The organism is Pseudomonas sp. LBUM1661 (assembly GCF_059695925.1).
The window spans coordinates 6,402,279-6,417,255 of the sequence record NZ_CP166794.1; the positions used below are offsets into that span (position 1 = coordinate 6,402,279).

Below are 14,977 nucleotides of genomic sequence, written 5' to 3' on the forward strand. Positions count from 1 at the left end.
TTCTGCTACGGACACAAATCCTGAATTCACCAACGCTCCCACAGTGGATTTGTGGTGGCCATGCCATTTGTGTTTGGCAATAAAAAACGCCCGCGATCGTGAGATCGGGGGCGTTTTTGGGTCAGGCGCGAAGGTTACTTCGCTTTGACACCTTCAAACGTCACGTACAACTCAACCGCGTCAGACGATGGGCCCAAGTCTTTCTGCTTGCCGAAATCGGAACGCTTGAGGTTGGTGGTGCCTTCGAAACCGGCACGGTAGCCGCCCCATGGATCCTTGCCTTCACCCAGGAAAGTCGCCTTGACCACGACTGGCTTGGTCACGCCAGCGATCGTCAGGTCACCGGTCACATCGGCCGTGTCTTTGCCCGCTGCGTTTTTGCCGGTGGATTTGACGCTGGTGGACACAAACGTGGCCTTGGCGAACTTGCTCGCGTTCAGGAAATCACCGCTGGCGATGTGCTTGTCGCGCTCAGCGTTGTTGGTGAACACGCTGGCGGTGTTCACATTGAACTCGATCTTGCTGGCTTCAGGCTTGGCAGCGTCGAAGCTGAACTTGCCGTCGATATCCTTGAAGGTACCGGTGATGTAGCTGTAGCCCAGGTGGCTGATCTTGAAGTCAACGAAGGCGTGCTGGCCTTCTTTGTCGACGACGTAGTCAGCCGCCATCACGTTAGCGGACAGCAGAGCCGAACCGATTGCCACAGCAGCGAGTGTTTTTTTCAACATGCTTTCTATTCCTTTGGAGTCGAGGTTGAACTTCAGGCTTTGCGGCCCAGCATTCGATTGAGGGTCGCATCACGATCGATAAAGTGGTGCTTCAATGCTGCCAACGCGTGGAGACCGGAAAAAATTACCAGCGCCCACGCCAGATACAGATGAATCACACCGGCGGTGTCTGCCTGGTCCGGTAGTCCGGAAACCAGCGCAGGAATTTCAAACAGGCCAAACACCGAAATCCCGACACCGTCTGCGGTGGAAATCAGGTATCCGGCAATCATCACAGCAAACAGGCTGAAGTACAGGAACGAATGACCGAACTTGGCGCCGAGACGCGTCATGCGGCTATATGTCTCCAGTGTCGGCGGTGGCGGGCTGATAAAGCGCCACAACACCCGCAGGACCATGACAGCCAACAACACCAGGCCAATGCTCTTGTGCAATTCCGGCGCGTCTTTGCGCCAGGTGCTGTAGTAGTCGAGACCGACCATCCACAAGCCCAGCGCGAACAAACCGAAGACCGCCAGCGCCACGCCCCAGTGCATGAAGACGCTGACCCAACCGTAGCGGGAAGAAGAGTTACGTAGCTGCATTGCCCAAATCCTGTGAGAACTGCGACCAAGACTATCGAGTTATCTATCGAATTAAAGCGGAAAATTTCGCTTTGAAATATCGAGAAATACGATCAAGAGTCTGAAATAGAGTCGTTAAGGAAAGATTAAAGACCAATGTGTAATAAAAAATGAAGTCCAGCCATGGAACACCTGCGCCACAAGATTTATTCGATTCTTGTGATTGGTTTCTTTCAGGCATAAAAAAACGCGACATGTCTGCCGCGTTTCTTTGAGTGCCAAAAGCTTACTGCGCTTTGGTTTCCGTCGCCGGGGTCGTAGAAGTTTTTGCCGCTGGTTTCTTCGCGGTTTCAGCCTTCTTCGCCGGGGCTTTGGCCGGCGCTTTTTTGGCTTCGGTCTTGGCAGCAGGCTTTTTCACCGGGGCTTTCTTGGCCGGCTCGGCTTTCACCGGGGCCACAGGCTTCGGCGCTTCAACCGGTGCAGGTGCTGGAGTCGGTGCCGGCGTTGGAGCAGGTGTCGGCGCCACTGGCTCTGGTGCCTTGACCGGTTCCGGCTTCTTGTCGTCATCGGACGAACCACCGAACAGATTAGTGAAGAAGTTGCCTTTCTTCGCCGCCACCGCGCCAGCCGCTACAGCGGCCGCCGCCGGCACAACTTTCGCTGGCTCAAACGACTTGCCCGCCGCCAGGTCTTCAACCTGACTCGCTGCACGCTGACCGGTGCGCAATGCGCCTTCCAGAGTGCCTGGGTACAAGGTGTCGGTGTGTTCGCCAGCAAACGCTACACGTTGCAGCGGACGCTCCCACAGGCGCCAGTACTTACTGATCTGGCCCGGGCCGAAGGCCAGGTATGCGCCGCCCATCGACGGGTCGGTGCTGTAGCGACGAATTTCATAACCGGTGAACGAACCACGCGCCTGTGGATAAAAAGCGTGCAGGCGAATCAGCACCTGATCGGCCATCTGCTTGTCGCCAAAGGCCTGCATCACGCGGGCGTTGTCGCCAGACAGGTTGATCACTACGTTGGCGCCACCTTTCAAGGCGGGCTCAACCCACAACATGCCCAGGCCGGTGTTGCTGTAGATTTCGCCGGACATGCGCGCCTTGCTTTCCCACACCGGCGTCTTGAACTTCAGCATGATCTGGTCGCGCCAACCGTAGTTGGTGCCTTTGATCGCGCCCATGTGCTGGGCATCCAGGGACGGGGTCATGACAATCTTGTTCAGTGCACGCAACGGCACGGCAACCACGACGTAGTCAGCCTGATAACCAACGCTGCCGACTTTGACGGTCACGCCGTCCTTGTCCTGGGTGATGGCCGAGACCGGGGAGCTGGTCTTGATGGTTTTCAGCTGCTTGACGAAAGCCTGGGCCAGCACCGGACTGCCGCCGACCAGACGCGAAGCGCGCAGGTCGCGGTCGGAAACGCCACGGTAAACGCGGCTCTGTTGTGCGTAGTACAACAGCGACAGGCGCGAAGGTTCGTCATAACGGGTACGAATCTGCTGATTCACCAATTGACGGGCCGTGGCAGGCAAACTCAGGCGATCAAGCCAGTTGGACACGTTGATCTGGTCCAATGCGTGCAGCGTGCTGTTGGCCGCCGGGTTCTGCGGGTCTTCGATCGAGCGAGCCAGGTCATCCAGGGTCTTTTCGTAGCGTTTGAGCGCATCGCTGGTGGCCGGCTCCTTGGTCGCCAGATCGGCTGCGGTGTAATACACGCCGTCGATCAGATAGCCTGGCGTGCGAACGAACTCAGGCGCTGGCGTGGTGCTCAGTTTGAAGGTCGAGACGTACTTGTTCAAAACCGGTTGGGTCTTGTCGTTACCGATCCACTCACTGGTGGCCATGCCGGAACGCCCGCCCATGCTCGGCTTGGCTTCCAGCAGCGTGACCTGCCAGCCCTTATTCTGCAGTTCGTAAGCCGCCGTGAGGCCTGACAGCCCGCCGCCGATCACGATCGCTGTTTTATCCTTGGCCAGCGCAGACACGCTGAACAGCCCCAACATCACCAGCGCACAGGCGCGCAGCCAACCAGCAGACATTCAGCGAACTCCGGAAAATACACGAGGAAATAGCGGTTTTGCGAGTCAGACGACTCAAAGAACCGCGAAGAATACGTCAGCCATCAAAAGGCCGCCAGCGACGTCTATCGCCCTATACAAAGTAGTTGAAACGACACAATAGGTTGTCCCCGGGCGACGCATTGCATAGGCTTGCGCGATTGTATGTCCGCGCCTGTCACGGACCGCCTCGAGGAGACTGAAAATGGGCCTGAATAATCAGTGGATGCAACGCGATCTCGCGGTGTTATGGCATCCCTGCACCCAGATGAAAGACCACGAACAACTGCCGCTGATCCCGATCAAGCGCGGTGAAGGCGTCTGGCTGGAAGACTTCGAGGGCAAACGCTACCTCGATGCGGTCAGTTCCTGGTGGGTCAACGTGTTCGGCCACGCCAACCCGCGCATCAACCAGCGCATCAAGGATCAGGTCGATCAGCTGGAACACGTGATCCTCGCCGGCTTCAGCCATCAGCCGGTGATCGAGTTGTCCGAGCGCCTGGTGAAGATGACGCCGGAAGGCCTGACCCGGTGCTTCTACGCCGATAACGGCTCGTCCTGCATCGAAGTCGCGCTGAAAATGAGCTTTCACTACTGGCTCAATCGCGGCCAGCCCAACAAGAAGCGCTTCGTCACCCTGACCAACAGCTACCACGGCGAAACCATGGCGGCGATGTCAGTGGGCGACGTGCCGCTGTTCACCGAAACCTATAAAGCGCTGCTACTCGACACCATCAAAGTGCCGAGCCCCGATTGCTACCATCGGCCCGAGGGCATGAGCTGGGAAGAACATTCGCGGAACATGTTCGCCGCCATGGAACAGACCCTGGCCGAGAACCACGACAGCGTGGCGGCGGTGATTGTCGAGCCGCTGATCCAGGGCGCCGGCGGCATGCGCATGTACCACCCGGTGTACCTCAAGTTGCTGCGCGAAGCCTGCGACCGTTATGGCGTGCACCTGATCCACGACGAAATCGCCGTCGGCTTCGGCCGCACCGGGACGATGTTCGCCTGCGAACAGGCCGGCATCCGTCCGGACTTCCTGTGCTTGTCCAAGGCCCTGACAGGCGGCTATTTGCCGCTGGCGGCCTGCGTCACCACCGAAGATGTCTACAGCGCCTTCTACGACGACTACCCGACGCTGCGCGCCTTCCTGCATTCCCACAGCTACACCGGCAATCCGCTGGCGTGCGCGGCGGCCTTGGCGACGCTGGATATCTTCGAAGAAGACAACGTCATCGAGAACAACAAGGCTTTGGCCCAGCGCATGGCGACCGCCACCGCGCACCTGGTCGATCATCCGAACGTTTCGGAAGTGCGCCAGACCGGCATGGTCCTGGCCATCGAGATGGTCAAGGACAAGGCCACCAAGGAAGCCTATCCGTGGCAGGAACGTCGCGGCTTGAAGGTGTTCCAGCATGCGTTGGAGCGCGGTGCTTTACTTCGGCCGTTGGGCAGCGTGGTGTATTTCTTGCCGCCTTACGTCATTACGCCGGAGCAGATCGACTTCCTCGCGGAAGTGGCCAGCGAAGGGATCGACATCGCGACCCGTGACAGCGTCAGCGTGTCGGTGCCACAGGACTTCCATCCGGGTTTTCGTGATCCGGGTTGATTGATTTCCCCTAAGTTCCAGCGCTGACCGGACTACCGTCATCGCGGGCAAGCCCGCTCCCACAGGTACCGTGCAATCTTGTGGGAGCGGGCTTGCCCGCGATGAGGCCGCCAGACTTTCAGACTTTTTTCAGAGACTCCGCATGAGACTGTCCCGCTTCTTTATCGACGCCCCCCTGAGCACTGGCGAACACGAATTGCCCGAAGCCCAGGCCCATTACATCAGCCGCGTGCTGCGCATGGTCGAGGGCGATGCGCTGCAATTGTTCGACGGCTCGGGCCAGGAGTTTCGCGCCACGCTGGTGGAAGTCGGCAAGAAGCGCGTCGTGGTGCAGATCGATGAAAGCTTTGCCGGGCAAGTCGAGTCGCCGCTGGCGATCCATCTCGGCCAGGGCCTGTCCCGTGGCGAGCGAATGGACTGGGCGATTCAGAAGGCCACCGAACTCGGCGCGACTGAAATCACCCCGATCTTCAGCGACCGCTGTGAAGTGCGCCTCAAGGACGAACGCGCCGACAAACGCCTGATGCACTGGCGTCAGGTGGCGATCAGTGCGTGCGAACAATGCGGGCGTTCACGGGTGCCGGTGATTCATCCGCCGCTGCTGTTGGCGGACTGGTTGAAGCAGACCGACGCAGAATTGAAGCTGGTGCTGCACCCGGTGGCGGAGCCGTTGGTGAGCCATGCGAAGCCGGGGACGTTGGCGTTTCTGATTGGTCCGGAGGGTGGGTTGTCGGATGCTGAAGTCGAGCAGGCCAAGGCAAACGGATTCCATGCCGCCCGCCTCGGCCCTCGGGTGCTGCGAACAGAAACCGCGCCGGTTGTTGCGCTTGCGGTGGCCCAACAGCTTTGGGGTGACTTCTAGGCCGCCATCGCTAGCAGGCTAGCTCCCACATTGAATTTTGGGTGTTCACCCATTTCATGTTCACTGGAGATCTCCTGTGGGAGCTAGCCTGCTAGCGATTGGCCGCGACGCGGTTTAAAGGACATAAAACATAATCGCCACAAAGTGCAGCAAACTCCCGGCAATCACGAACAGGTGCCAGATCCCATGGGCATGGCGCAGCCGATGATCCAGCGCAAAAAAGATTATCCCCACGGTGTACAACACCCCGCCCGACGCCAGCCAGGCAAAACCTGTACTGCCCAGCGCCGCCAGTAACGGCTTGACCGCCACCAGCACGATCCAGCCCATCACCGCGTAAATCACGATCGACAAAATCCGCGCTTCCGAACGCGGCTTGATCTCTTGCAAAATGCCGATCAGCGCCAGGCCCCAGACAATCCCGAACAGCGTCCAGCCCCACGGCCCGCGCAACGTCACCAGGCAGAACGGCGTGTAACTGCCGGCGATCAGCAAGTAGATCGAAAAGTGATCGACCTTTTGCATGATCTCTTTCTTGCGCCCGCGCACGCTGTGGTAAACGGTCGACGCGCTGTAGAGCACCAGCAAGGTGAAACCGTAAATCGCCACGCTGACGATCTTCCACGGGCTGCCGTCCATCCCGGCGATCACCAGCATCCACACCACACCGACACACGCCGCCACCGCCCCGACCAGATGCGTCCAGGCATTCAATCTTTCCCCGTGATACATGTGTTGCTCACCTTAAAATTCGTTGCAGCATCGCGTAAGGCTCAGGCCTGCAGTCTGAAAGTGCAATGTTTCAAACTACAAATTTCCCTGCATGCGTGCACAATCGAGCCATTCGAATAAGAGTTCGGCCCATGTTGATCGATGAAGAGTTGACCCTGAAAAAACTCGAGGTGTTCCTCGCATTCATGCGCACCGGCAACCTGGCGCGGGCCGCTGCCGAGTTGCAGACCAGCAACGTCAGCGTGCACCGGGCCATCCACTCGCTGGAAAGCGCCCTGCGCTGCCCGCTATTCAAGCATGAAGGCCGCAACCTGACGCCACTGGAAAGCGCTTATGTGTTGGAAGAACGGGCACAGAAGCTGATTCAGGACGTGGTCGAAACCGTGCGCCTGACCCGCGAAGCCGCCGGGTTCTCGGCTGAACGCTTCAAGCTGGGGTCGTTGTATTCGCTGACGGTGAAGACCGTGCCGCAGTTGATCATGGGCCTGAAGATCCGCCGCAGCGAGCTCAATATCGACCTGATCCTCGGTTCCAATTTCGACCTGTTGTACAAGCTCAAGAACATGGAAGTCGATGCGATCCTGGTGTCCCTCGACGACAGCGTCAACGACCCGGATTGCGAGCAGATTCCGCTGTTCTCCGACGATATCTTCCTGGCCACGCCGGCCGATTCGAAGTTTGCCCTACGCGCGGAAGTCGACCTGGCCGAGGTGCGCGACGAGACGTTCATTACCCTGACCCAGGGCTTCGCCACGCACCAGGACGGGAATCGGGTATTCAAGCAGGCGGGGTTCGAGCCGAAGGTGGCGATGCAGGTCAACGACATCTTCACCCTGCTGAGCATGGTCAGCTCGGGGGTGGGTTATGCGTTGCTGCCGGGGCGGATTGCGGCGGTGTATGAGAACCGGGTGAAGCTGATTCCATTGCAGGAAAAGTACCGGTTGCAGCAGCACATCGGGGTGGTGTTTTTGAAGGCCAAGGAGCGTGATCCGAATCTGCTGGCGTTGCTGGCGGAGTGTCGGATGTACGCCAATCGCCAGGCCTGAAACCGAGTCGCGCCTATCGCCAGCAGGCTGGCTCCCACAGTGGAAGTGCAAACCCTATTCCCCCTGTGGGAGCTAGCCTGCTAGCGATGGCGTCAGTCCACACAACTCAGAATCTGAAGTCAGCCGACAATCCCGCGAACAATGAAGTACAGCAGCGAAGGTCCCAGCAAGCACCCAAGCCCGGTATGGAACGTCGCCGTCAACGCGCCATACGGCACCAACCGCCGATCCGTCGCCGCCAACCCGGCGGTCACACCACTGACAGTGCCGGCCAACCCACCAAACACCATCGCCGAGCGCGGGTTATCCAGCCCCATCCATTTCGCGGCCATCGGCGTACCCACCATCACGAAAATCGCCTTGATCAACCCGGTGGCAATCGACAACGCCACCACATCCGAACTCGCGCCAATCGCCGCGCCCGTCACCGGACCGACAATGTACGTCACCGCGCCAGCACCAATGGTGGTCATGCTCACCGCATCGCGATAGCCGAACGCCCAGGCAATACTCGCGCCGACAATGAACGGCAGGATCGTGCCAAGCAGCAGCGCAATCGCACCGATCAACCCGGCCTTTTTCGCTTCGGTGGCCTGCACTTCAAACGCGGTGGCGACGATCGCAAAATCCCGCAGCATGGCGCCGCCCATCAAACCAATGCCGGAAAACAACGACAGGTCCGCCAGGCCTTTCTGCCCACCGGTCATGGTGCCGCCGACCCAGGCCAACACCAGACCGATGACGATGGCAATCGCCGAGCCGTGAATCCGCCCGTACGTCAGGCGCTTGGACAACACCACCGATACCCACATGATCACGCCGACGAACGCGAATGCCGTGACCAGACCGTTATGTTCCAGACCTTTTTCAATGAGATCCCACATATCAGCGGCCTCCTACAGGCGTGCCGACGGGGGTGATTTCCGCCGGTTCATCGGGCAAGGGTTCGCCTTTATGGGTGCGGCTGATCAGGGCAATCGTGCAGCCGCAGATCACTACCGAACCAATCGCCGCGAGCACGGCTACCGGGCCGCCGTGCAGCGCGGTCACGACGTTTTGCTGCGCCGCCATGGCGACCACCACCGGAATGTACATGGCGCCCCAGAAGCCGACGCCCATCTCGCAATCCTTGGTCATGCCGCCGCGTTTTTGCATCCACAACCGCGCGCAGATCAGCAGGATCATCGCGATCCCGACGCCGCCGACGTTTGATTGCACACCCAGCAACACGCCGAGCATGTCCCCCAATATCACCCCTGCCAGCGTACAAATCGCCAACAGCGCCACACCGTAAATAATCATTGTTGTTGTCCTCAAAGTGCATCGTCGAATGTTGTTTTTGTTGTTCGAAGGCCTGAGTCGGTAGTCTCGGGTTAGCGGCTTCCCTCCTCACGCAACAGCGCCTGCAAGGTGTCGAGCCGCGCCCCGTCGAAAGCCATCACGGTGCCCTGCTCGAACACCCGGCGCGCCAGCCCGGTCAGCACCGCACCGGGCGGCAGTTCGATCTGTAGCCGTACGCCGCGCTCGTAGGCGCTTTGTACCGTGCCGCGCCAATCCACCACGCGGCACATGTTGAACGCCAGGTCGTCGCGCAAGGCTTCGATGCGGGTGACGGGCCGGGCGCGGCTGCCGCTCAGGTAACCCGTGGTTGGCGTGTTCAGTTGCACCTTGGCGAAGGCTTCGGCCAGGGTTTTGGCGGGTGCGTCCAGCAGCGGGCAGTGCGAAGGCACGCTGACCGCCAGACGCTTGGCCAGTCCGGCACCGCAACCTTTCGCCAACTCGGCCACCGCTTTCATCGCCCCGTCGCTACCGGCAATCACCACCTGGTTGTCGGCGTTGATGTTGGCCAGGTAAACCGGTGAGTCGACGCTGTGAACCTGCGCCAGCAACCCTTCCACCGTCGCCAGCTCCAGACCGATGATCGCGGTCATGCCGTAGCCCTGTGGATACGCCTGCTGCATCAGTTCACCGCGCAAGCTGACCAGATGCAGTGCATCGCTGAAACCCAAGGCACCGGCGGCGACTGCTGCCGGGTAGGCGCCGATGGACAGTCCGGCCACGTAATCCGCTGTCAGTGACAACTGCCGTGAAGCCGCCACGCCGGCGATCAACAGGCACAACTGAACCGCCCTCGTCGACGTCAACGCTTCGGCAGAATCCAGCAGCCAGGCATCTTCGCCGAGAACTTCACTGGCCTCGTTCACCGTTTCCCGAGGCAAACGATGGAGCATGCCCGGCTGCTGCGCGCCTTGGCCGGGGAACACCAGCAAGCTGCTCACGCTGCTTGCTCCTGCGGGTTCCACGGATCAATCACCAGACAGGCTTCAGCGGCATTTTTCAGCAGAACCCGCCGTGCAGAGCTGGCCCATTCGCGCAGGGCGACTGCGCCGAATGGCGTCTGCAATTGCAGGTCCACCTGGCAGACAGTAGCGCCGAGAAATTTCACCATGTCGAGCGCCTGAGCACGCGCCAGCGGTTGCGGTGTACGCAGGATCAAGTCGAGATCACTGCGTTCATGCAAGGCTGCAAATCCGCTGGCCAACTCAAACCCGGCGCTCCCGCTGACACCCCACACCCAACCGCAAGCGTCGAGCATTGGCCGCAGGTGATTCAGGGCACGCAGTGCCGGCAAATCCCGACCGATATCGACATGACAAAGTTCTTCCGGCCGCACCCGACGCTGAATCGCAGCAGTCGCCATCGACGTCGCATAACGCTGCTGACGCAAACGCCCACGCACCCCGACCGCGATCTGATCCGGCGCGCTCAACGCACGCCGAACCACCACCGGTTGACCCGCGCTGATCGACTCGATCACCCACGAAGGTGCGTCCGCCGGCAACTGCTCCGGGGTCATCCCCCAGAGCAGGTCGTGGGCCAGATACGTGTTCACCACTGCTCTCTCAACAACTGGCGAACCTTGCTCGATGCGGCGCGGTTTGCAGCCCCCAAACGACTGCTCAGATCACGTCCTTTAGCGACAACGTCAGCCACAGCCAGGCTCAGGCACTCAGTTACTCGCGCCAAATCCGCCGCCGTTGGCTGCTCGATCTGCTCCACCGACAAGGTTTCCCACAGCAAACCGAGGCTGGCGTAGCTGTCGATGTCATACGCCATCGGCGGCACGCTGGCGGCCAGGGCTTCGAGTTCTTCGACGCTGCGCAAGGTCACCCGCGCCGCCGACGCCTTGCCCATCGCATGCACCATCACGCCCGGATCACGCAGGGCGATCAGCCGATTGGCCTGATAACCGTGGGCGAGAAACGCCCCGGACATCGCCTTGCCCACCAGCAGACCAATCACCGCGTGACCGGCCAACCGGGCGCGGGCATAACTGTCTGCCGCACTGGCCAGTGCCTGATGAATCCCGAGCGCTTCTTCGCGCCGACCGTAAGCCTGACTGGGCACATCGACGATGGCGATCAAGGCGCGCTTGTGCGGTTTATCCAGATCGGTTGCGATGACTTCGTCCACAGCCTTGGCCAGGCCCCAGCCCTCCAGCAGACCGACCTCGCCATTGCGGGCGCGGGCGAAACGGTTGTCGGGATCAGCCACCACGGCAATAAACCGAACTGGTTGATCACCCAACACACCATCAGCCACCTTTAAGGAAGCGGGCAAACCTTCGACCGGTTTCGCGCCAGCGCTCAAGGCGTTGAACCAGTTCAAACCTCTCAGGGAATACGTGCTCATGAGCGCTCTCCTTGATACAGATCGCGAACCACTGACGGTTCAATTTGCGGCTCGGCGTCCAGACGGGCCAGCCGTTGCAGGAACAGATCAGCCTGACGGCTGCGTTGTTGTTCCGGCAAACCTTGCTTGAGCAATTCGCCGACCTGCTGCTGAATCTGCGCCACATCATCGGCGACATAACGGTCCGCCAAACCACTGGCGAAACGCTGCTCGCCCCCGGTCAGGCTCCAGATGAAAGGACGGTCGCGGGAGTCGTATTCCTCAAGCCCCGCTTCCTGTTCGATCACTTGCGGGCCGTTCAAACCAAGCCGCGCTTCCTGAGTCACCAGCAAATAGCTGCACAACCCGGCGGCAATCGACATGCCGCCAAAGCAGCCGACGCTGCCGGCAACGACACCCACCACCGGCTGGTACTGGCGCAGATCGACAATCGCCGCATGAATATCGGCAATCGCCGCCAGCCCGAGGTTGGCTTCCTGCAAGCGCACACCACCGGTTTCCAGCAGCAACACGGCGCGGGTCGGAATGCCGTTGCGGTTATCTTCGGCGGCCAGTTCCAGCGCACCGGCCATTTTCGCCCCGCCGACTTCGCCGAGGCTGCCGCCCTGAAACGCGCCTTCGATGGCGGCGATGACCACCGGTAATCCACCGATGCTGCCCTTGGCGATCACCACGCCGTCATCGGATTGCGGCACCACGCCCTGGCGCAATAGCCACGGCGACATGACGCGTTGAAACGGGTCTAGCAGTTCGCGGAAGGTGCCAGGGTCGAGCAAGGCTTTCGCCCGTTGCCGGGCGCCGAGTTCGACGAAGCTGTGCTTGTTGAGAAGATCAGTCATGGCCGATCTCCTCGAAGCCTTGTTCCAGACGCAAGCGCACCACACCTGGCGTCGCACCGAAATCGTGAATATCGATGGCCATCGCCGGTGGTGTCTGGCCGTCGAACATCCGCGCAAACAGATGCTGCCAGCGTTGTTCGGCGCCGTTGACCGAGGTCTGCACCTTGATCGTCAGCTTGCCGGCCTGACCCGGTTCGATCAGCACTTCCAGATCGCCCGAGCCGACACAGCCCACCAGCGTCTTGCCGCGTGGCGGCTGCCCGGCGGGGAATTCAAAGGATAAGGTTTCCATCAGAAAGCTCCGGACTCGATGCGGTCGATAAACAGGCAGGCGGCGAGTAAATCAGCAGCACCGCCGGGCGAGGCATTCAATGCGATCAGTTGTTCATCCAGCTCATGCAAACAACGGCGGCCGGCAAGGCTGGCGCTGCCGCCCGCTTCGAGCACGGCTTGGGCGCCGAGTTGCATGGTCTGCAGGCCTTGTTCGCCAGCGCGGTAGAGCACGCAGGTGTCGGCCAGGTTCGTCATGATCGCCAGCAGCGCATCGAGCCGAGCGTTCTGCTCGCCATGGCCAGCGGCGCGGCTGCGCTTGAGTTGCGGCAGGGCGCGTTGAATCACCGCAGGGAAGCCGAGTTGCGCTTCTTCACGGGCACCGCGCGCGCCGTAACGTTGTGCGACTTGGGCGCCGTGGCTCAGCGGACGTGGTGCGTAGCGGTCGTCGAGCAAGGCCAGGCGCGCAGCGCGCAACGTCATCGCGCCAGCGGTGCTGGATTGGGGTTCCAGCGCCGCGGCGGCGACTAGCAGGCCCAAGGCCCAAATCGCCCCGCGATGGGTGTTCACGCCGTTGGTGGTGGCGAGCATCGCGTGTTCGCCGTCACGACCGATCTGACCGACTGCTTCGCGCAGCGGCAAACCGACCTCGCCGAATTCAATGGCCGCTTCCGCCATTTCCTTGAACGCAGGCCACAGGGACAGCGCCGAGGCGTGCATCAGCCCGAGGTGCAAATCGGTGTGGGCGCCATTGCCGCGACGGTCGACCAGTGCCGGTTTCGGCGACAGGTCCGCTTCGTCGATCAGCGCGTCCACTGCCAGGTCCGCCAGCCGCTCGGCCAGCGAGAGAGGTTTGGGTTGCAGGTTGAATGCGTGCATTACCAGCTCCTGAACTTGGCGGGCGGGTTGTAGAGGCCACCGGACCACTCGACCAGATCCGCCACGCTTTTCGCCGCGAGCAGTTCGCGGGTGGCGTCGGTGCGGCGGATGCCGAGGTCTTCGGGCAAGGCGATCAAGCCTTCACGGCGCATGCGCGCGGTGTCTTTCGGGTTGTGGCGCAGGCCGATGACGGTGACGCCAGCGACCGCAGCGATCATCGCCTGGCGTTCTTCCAGCGAACGCGCCTTGTACAGATAGGCGATGCCTTCTTCGGTCAGCAGGTGCGTGACGTCATCGCCATAGACCATGATCGGCGCCAGCGGCATGCCGCTTTTGCGCGCGACGTCCACCGCGTCGAGGGTTTCGACGAAGGTCGGTTTGCCGCCCTCCTGGAAGGTCTCGACCATTTGCACCACGAGTTTCTTGCCGCGTTCGAGCATCGGTTCGGCCGCGTCGGTGTGGCGCATGTCGAGCCAGGCCGGCGTGCCGTGGCGGCGACCGCGCGGGTCGTGGCCCATGTTCGGCGCGCCCCCGAAACCGGCGAGGCGGCCACGGGTCACGGTGGAGGAATGGCCGTCGCCGTCGACCTGCAAGGTCGCGCCGATGAACAGGTCCACTGCGTACTGCCCGGCCAGTTGGCAGAACATCCGGTTGGACCGCAGCGACCCGTCGCGCCCGGTGAAGAACACGTCGGGCCGGGCGGCGATGTAGTTTTCCATCCCCAGCTCGGTGCCGAAACAATGCACGCTTTCGACCCAGCCGCTTTCAATCGCCGGGATCAGCGTCGGGTGCGGATTGAGGGTCCAGTTGCGGCAGATCTTGCCTTTGAGGCCGAGGGATTCGCCGTAGGTGGGCAGGATCAGTTCGATGGCGGCGGTGTTGAAACCGATGCCGTGGTTCAGGGATTGCACGTTGTGTTTTTCGTAGATCCCGCGAATCGCCATCATCGCCATCAGTACGTGCACAGGCTTGATGTGCCGTGGGTCGCGGGTGAACAGCGGTTCGATATAGAACGGTTTGTCGGCCACCACCACGAAATCGACCCAGGACGCGGGAATGTCGACGCGAGGCAGATCGCTGACATCATCCACCAATTGGTTGACCTGAACGATGACGATGCCGTCGCTGAAGGCGGCCGGTTCAATCAATGCGGGGGTGTCTTCGGTGCTCGCGCCGGTGTAGATGTTGCCGGCGCGGTCGGCCATGAAGCCCGCCGAGAGCACGACGTTGGGGATCAGGTCGACCACCAGTCGCGCATACAGCTCGATGTAGGTGTGGATCGCGCCGATTTCCAGCAGGCCGTCTTCGAGCAATTGGCTGATGCGCAGGCTTTGGGTGCCGGCGAAGGAGAAGTCGAGCTTGCGGGCGATGCCACGCTCGAACAGGTCCAGGTGCTCGGAGCGTCCGACGCTGGGCATGATCATATGCAGGTCATGCAGCTTGGCGGGATCAGCCTTGGCCAGGGAGCGCGACAGGAAATCCGCCTGCTTCTGGTTATTGCCCTCCAGCACCACACGGTCGCCGGGCAGGATCAATGCCTCCAGCGCCGCCACGATCTTGTCGGTGGGCAGCACTACGCCGTCGGCAAAGCCTTTGACCAACTCGAGACGCCGCTGCTTTTCGCTGCGCCGCCGCGTCCATCGCGAGTCGGGGGATATTGTTGTTGTCATGACCACTCCACGGGTTCGCTG

Annotated in this window: 16 protein-coding genes; 3 read left to right on the forward strand and 13 right to left on the reverse strand. The window is 61.1% G+C overall.

Annotated elements, in window-relative coordinates; translation table 11 throughout:
• Window positions 1-134: 134 nt before the first annotated feature.
• From ACA057_RS29425 to ACA057_RS29435, 3 genes are all read right to left on the reverse strand, one after another.
• Window positions 135-728, reverse strand: a complete 594-nt coding sequence (locus ACA057_RS29425; protein ID WP_497344393.1) for a YceI family protein — start codon at window positions 726-728, stop codon at window positions 135-137.
• A 32-nt stretch (window positions 729-760) separates the two neighbouring features.
• Window positions 761-1,312 carry a cytochrome b gene (locus ACA057_RS29430; protein WP_010466911.1) on the reverse strand — a complete coding sequence of 184 codons (552 nt, stop codon included), beginning with the start codon at window positions 1,310-1,312 and terminating at the stop codon, window positions 761-763.
• 265 nt (window positions 1,313-1,577) lie between these two features.
• Window positions 1,578-3,335, reverse strand: coding sequence for a flavin monoamine oxidase family protein (locus ACA057_RS29435; protein WP_497344395.1), 1,758 nt, complete (start codon window positions 3,333-3,335; stop codon window positions 1,578-1,580).
• Between the two features lie 223 nt (window positions 3,336-3,558).
• On the opposite strand from ACA057_RS29435, the gene ACA057_RS29440 reads away from it, so the two are divergent.
• Both ACA057_RS29440 and ACA057_RS29445 read left to right on the forward strand, forming a co-directional pair.
• The gene (locus tag ACA057_RS29440; RefSeq protein ID WP_497344397.1) at window positions 3,559-4,965 is read left to right on the forward strand and encodes an adenosylmethionine--8-amino-7-oxononanoate transaminase; all 1,407 of its coding nucleotides are present in this window, start codon (window positions 3,559-3,561) and stop codon (window positions 4,963-4,965) included.
• Between the two features lie 142 nt (window positions 4,966-5,107).
• On the forward strand, window positions 5,108-5,827 hold the full coding sequence (locus tag ACA057_RS29445; protein ID WP_497344399.1) for a 16S rRNA (uracil(1498)-N(3))-methyltransferase: 720 nt from the start codon (window positions 5,108-5,110) through the stop codon (window positions 5,825-5,827).
• Window positions 5,828-5,941: 114 nt separating this feature from the next.
• Here the strand turns inward: ACA057_RS29445 and trhA are convergent, their stop codons facing one another.
• Entirely contained in the window at window positions 5,942-6,559 is a 618-nt protein-coding gene (gene trhA, locus ACA057_RS29450; RefSeq protein ID WP_497344401.1) for a PAQR family membrane homeostasis protein TrhA, read from the reverse strand.
• A gap of 131 nt (window positions 6,560-6,690) precedes the next feature.
• Between trhA and ACA057_RS29455 the strand changes: the two genes are divergently transcribed.
• A complete protein-coding gene (locus tag ACA057_RS29455) occupies window positions 6,691-7,605 on the forward strand; it encodes a LysR family transcriptional regulator (RefSeq protein WP_497344403.1) in 915 nt (304 codons plus the stop codon).
• A gap of 119 nt (window positions 7,606-7,724) precedes the next feature.
• Here the strand turns inward: ACA057_RS29455 and madM are convergent, their stop codons facing one another.
• The 9 genes from madM to mdcA all read right to left on the reverse strand — a co-directional run bounded on the left by madM (window position 7,725) and on the right by mdcA (window position 14,956).
• Entirely contained in the window at window positions 7,725-8,489 is a 765-nt protein-coding gene (gene madM, locus ACA057_RS29460; protein WP_059402562.1) for a malonate transporter subunit MadM, read from the reverse strand.
• Window position 8,490: 1 nt separating this feature from the next.
• Window positions 8,491-8,907: a malonate transporter subunit MadL gene (madL, locus tag ACA057_RS29465; RefSeq protein ID WP_497344406.1), complete on the reverse strand. Its 417-nt coding sequence runs from the start codon at window positions 8,905-8,907 to the stop codon at window positions 8,491-8,493.
• A gap of 71 nt (window positions 8,908-8,978) precedes the next feature.
• Entirely contained in the window at window positions 8,979-9,884 is a 906-nt protein-coding gene (gene mdcH / locus ACA057_RS29470; RefSeq protein WP_497344408.1) for a malonate decarboxylase subunit epsilon, read from the reverse strand.
• Window positions 9,881-10,501 (reverse strand): malonate decarboxylase holo-ACP synthase, encoded by a 621-nt coding sequence (locus ACA057_RS29475; protein WP_497344410.1) that lies wholly within the window; start codon window positions 10,499-10,501, stop codon window positions 9,881-9,883. The genes mdcH and ACA057_RS29475 overlap by 4 nt, the downstream gene beginning before the upstream one ends.
• Window positions 10,495-11,298: a biotin-independent malonate decarboxylase subunit gamma gene (gene mdcE, locus ACA057_RS29480; protein ID WP_497344412.1), complete on the reverse strand. Its 804-nt coding sequence runs from the start codon at window positions 11,296-11,298 to the stop codon at window positions 10,495-10,497. The genes ACA057_RS29475 and mdcE overlap by 7 nt, the downstream gene beginning before the upstream one ends.
• The gene (locus ACA057_RS29485) at window positions 11,295-12,137 is read right to left on the reverse strand and encodes a biotin-independent malonate decarboxylase subunit beta (protein ID WP_497344414.1); all 843 of its coding nucleotides are present in this window, start codon (window positions 12,135-12,137) and stop codon (window positions 11,295-11,297) included. The genes mdcE and ACA057_RS29485 overlap by 4 nt, the downstream gene beginning before the upstream one ends.
• Entirely contained in the window at window positions 12,130-12,429 is a 300-nt protein-coding gene (locus tag ACA057_RS29490; protein ID WP_059402568.1) for a malonate decarboxylase subunit delta, read from the reverse strand. The genes ACA057_RS29485 and ACA057_RS29490 overlap by 8 nt, the downstream gene beginning before the upstream one ends.
• Complete coding sequence (locus ACA057_RS29495) at window positions 12,429-13,286, reverse strand: triphosphoribosyl-dephospho-CoA synthase (RefSeq protein ID WP_497344417.1); 858 nt, start codon at window positions 13,284-13,286, stop codon at window positions 12,429-12,431. The genes ACA057_RS29490 and ACA057_RS29495 overlap by 1 nt, the downstream gene beginning before the upstream one ends.
• The gene (mdcA, locus tag ACA057_RS29500; RefSeq protein WP_497344419.1) at window positions 13,286-14,956 is read right to left on the reverse strand and encodes a malonate decarboxylase subunit alpha; all 1,671 of its coding nucleotides are present in this window, start codon (window positions 14,954-14,956) and stop codon (window positions 13,286-13,288) included. The genes ACA057_RS29495 and mdcA overlap by 1 nt, the downstream gene beginning before the upstream one ends.
• Between the last annotated feature and the right edge of the window lie 21 nt (window positions 14,957-14,977).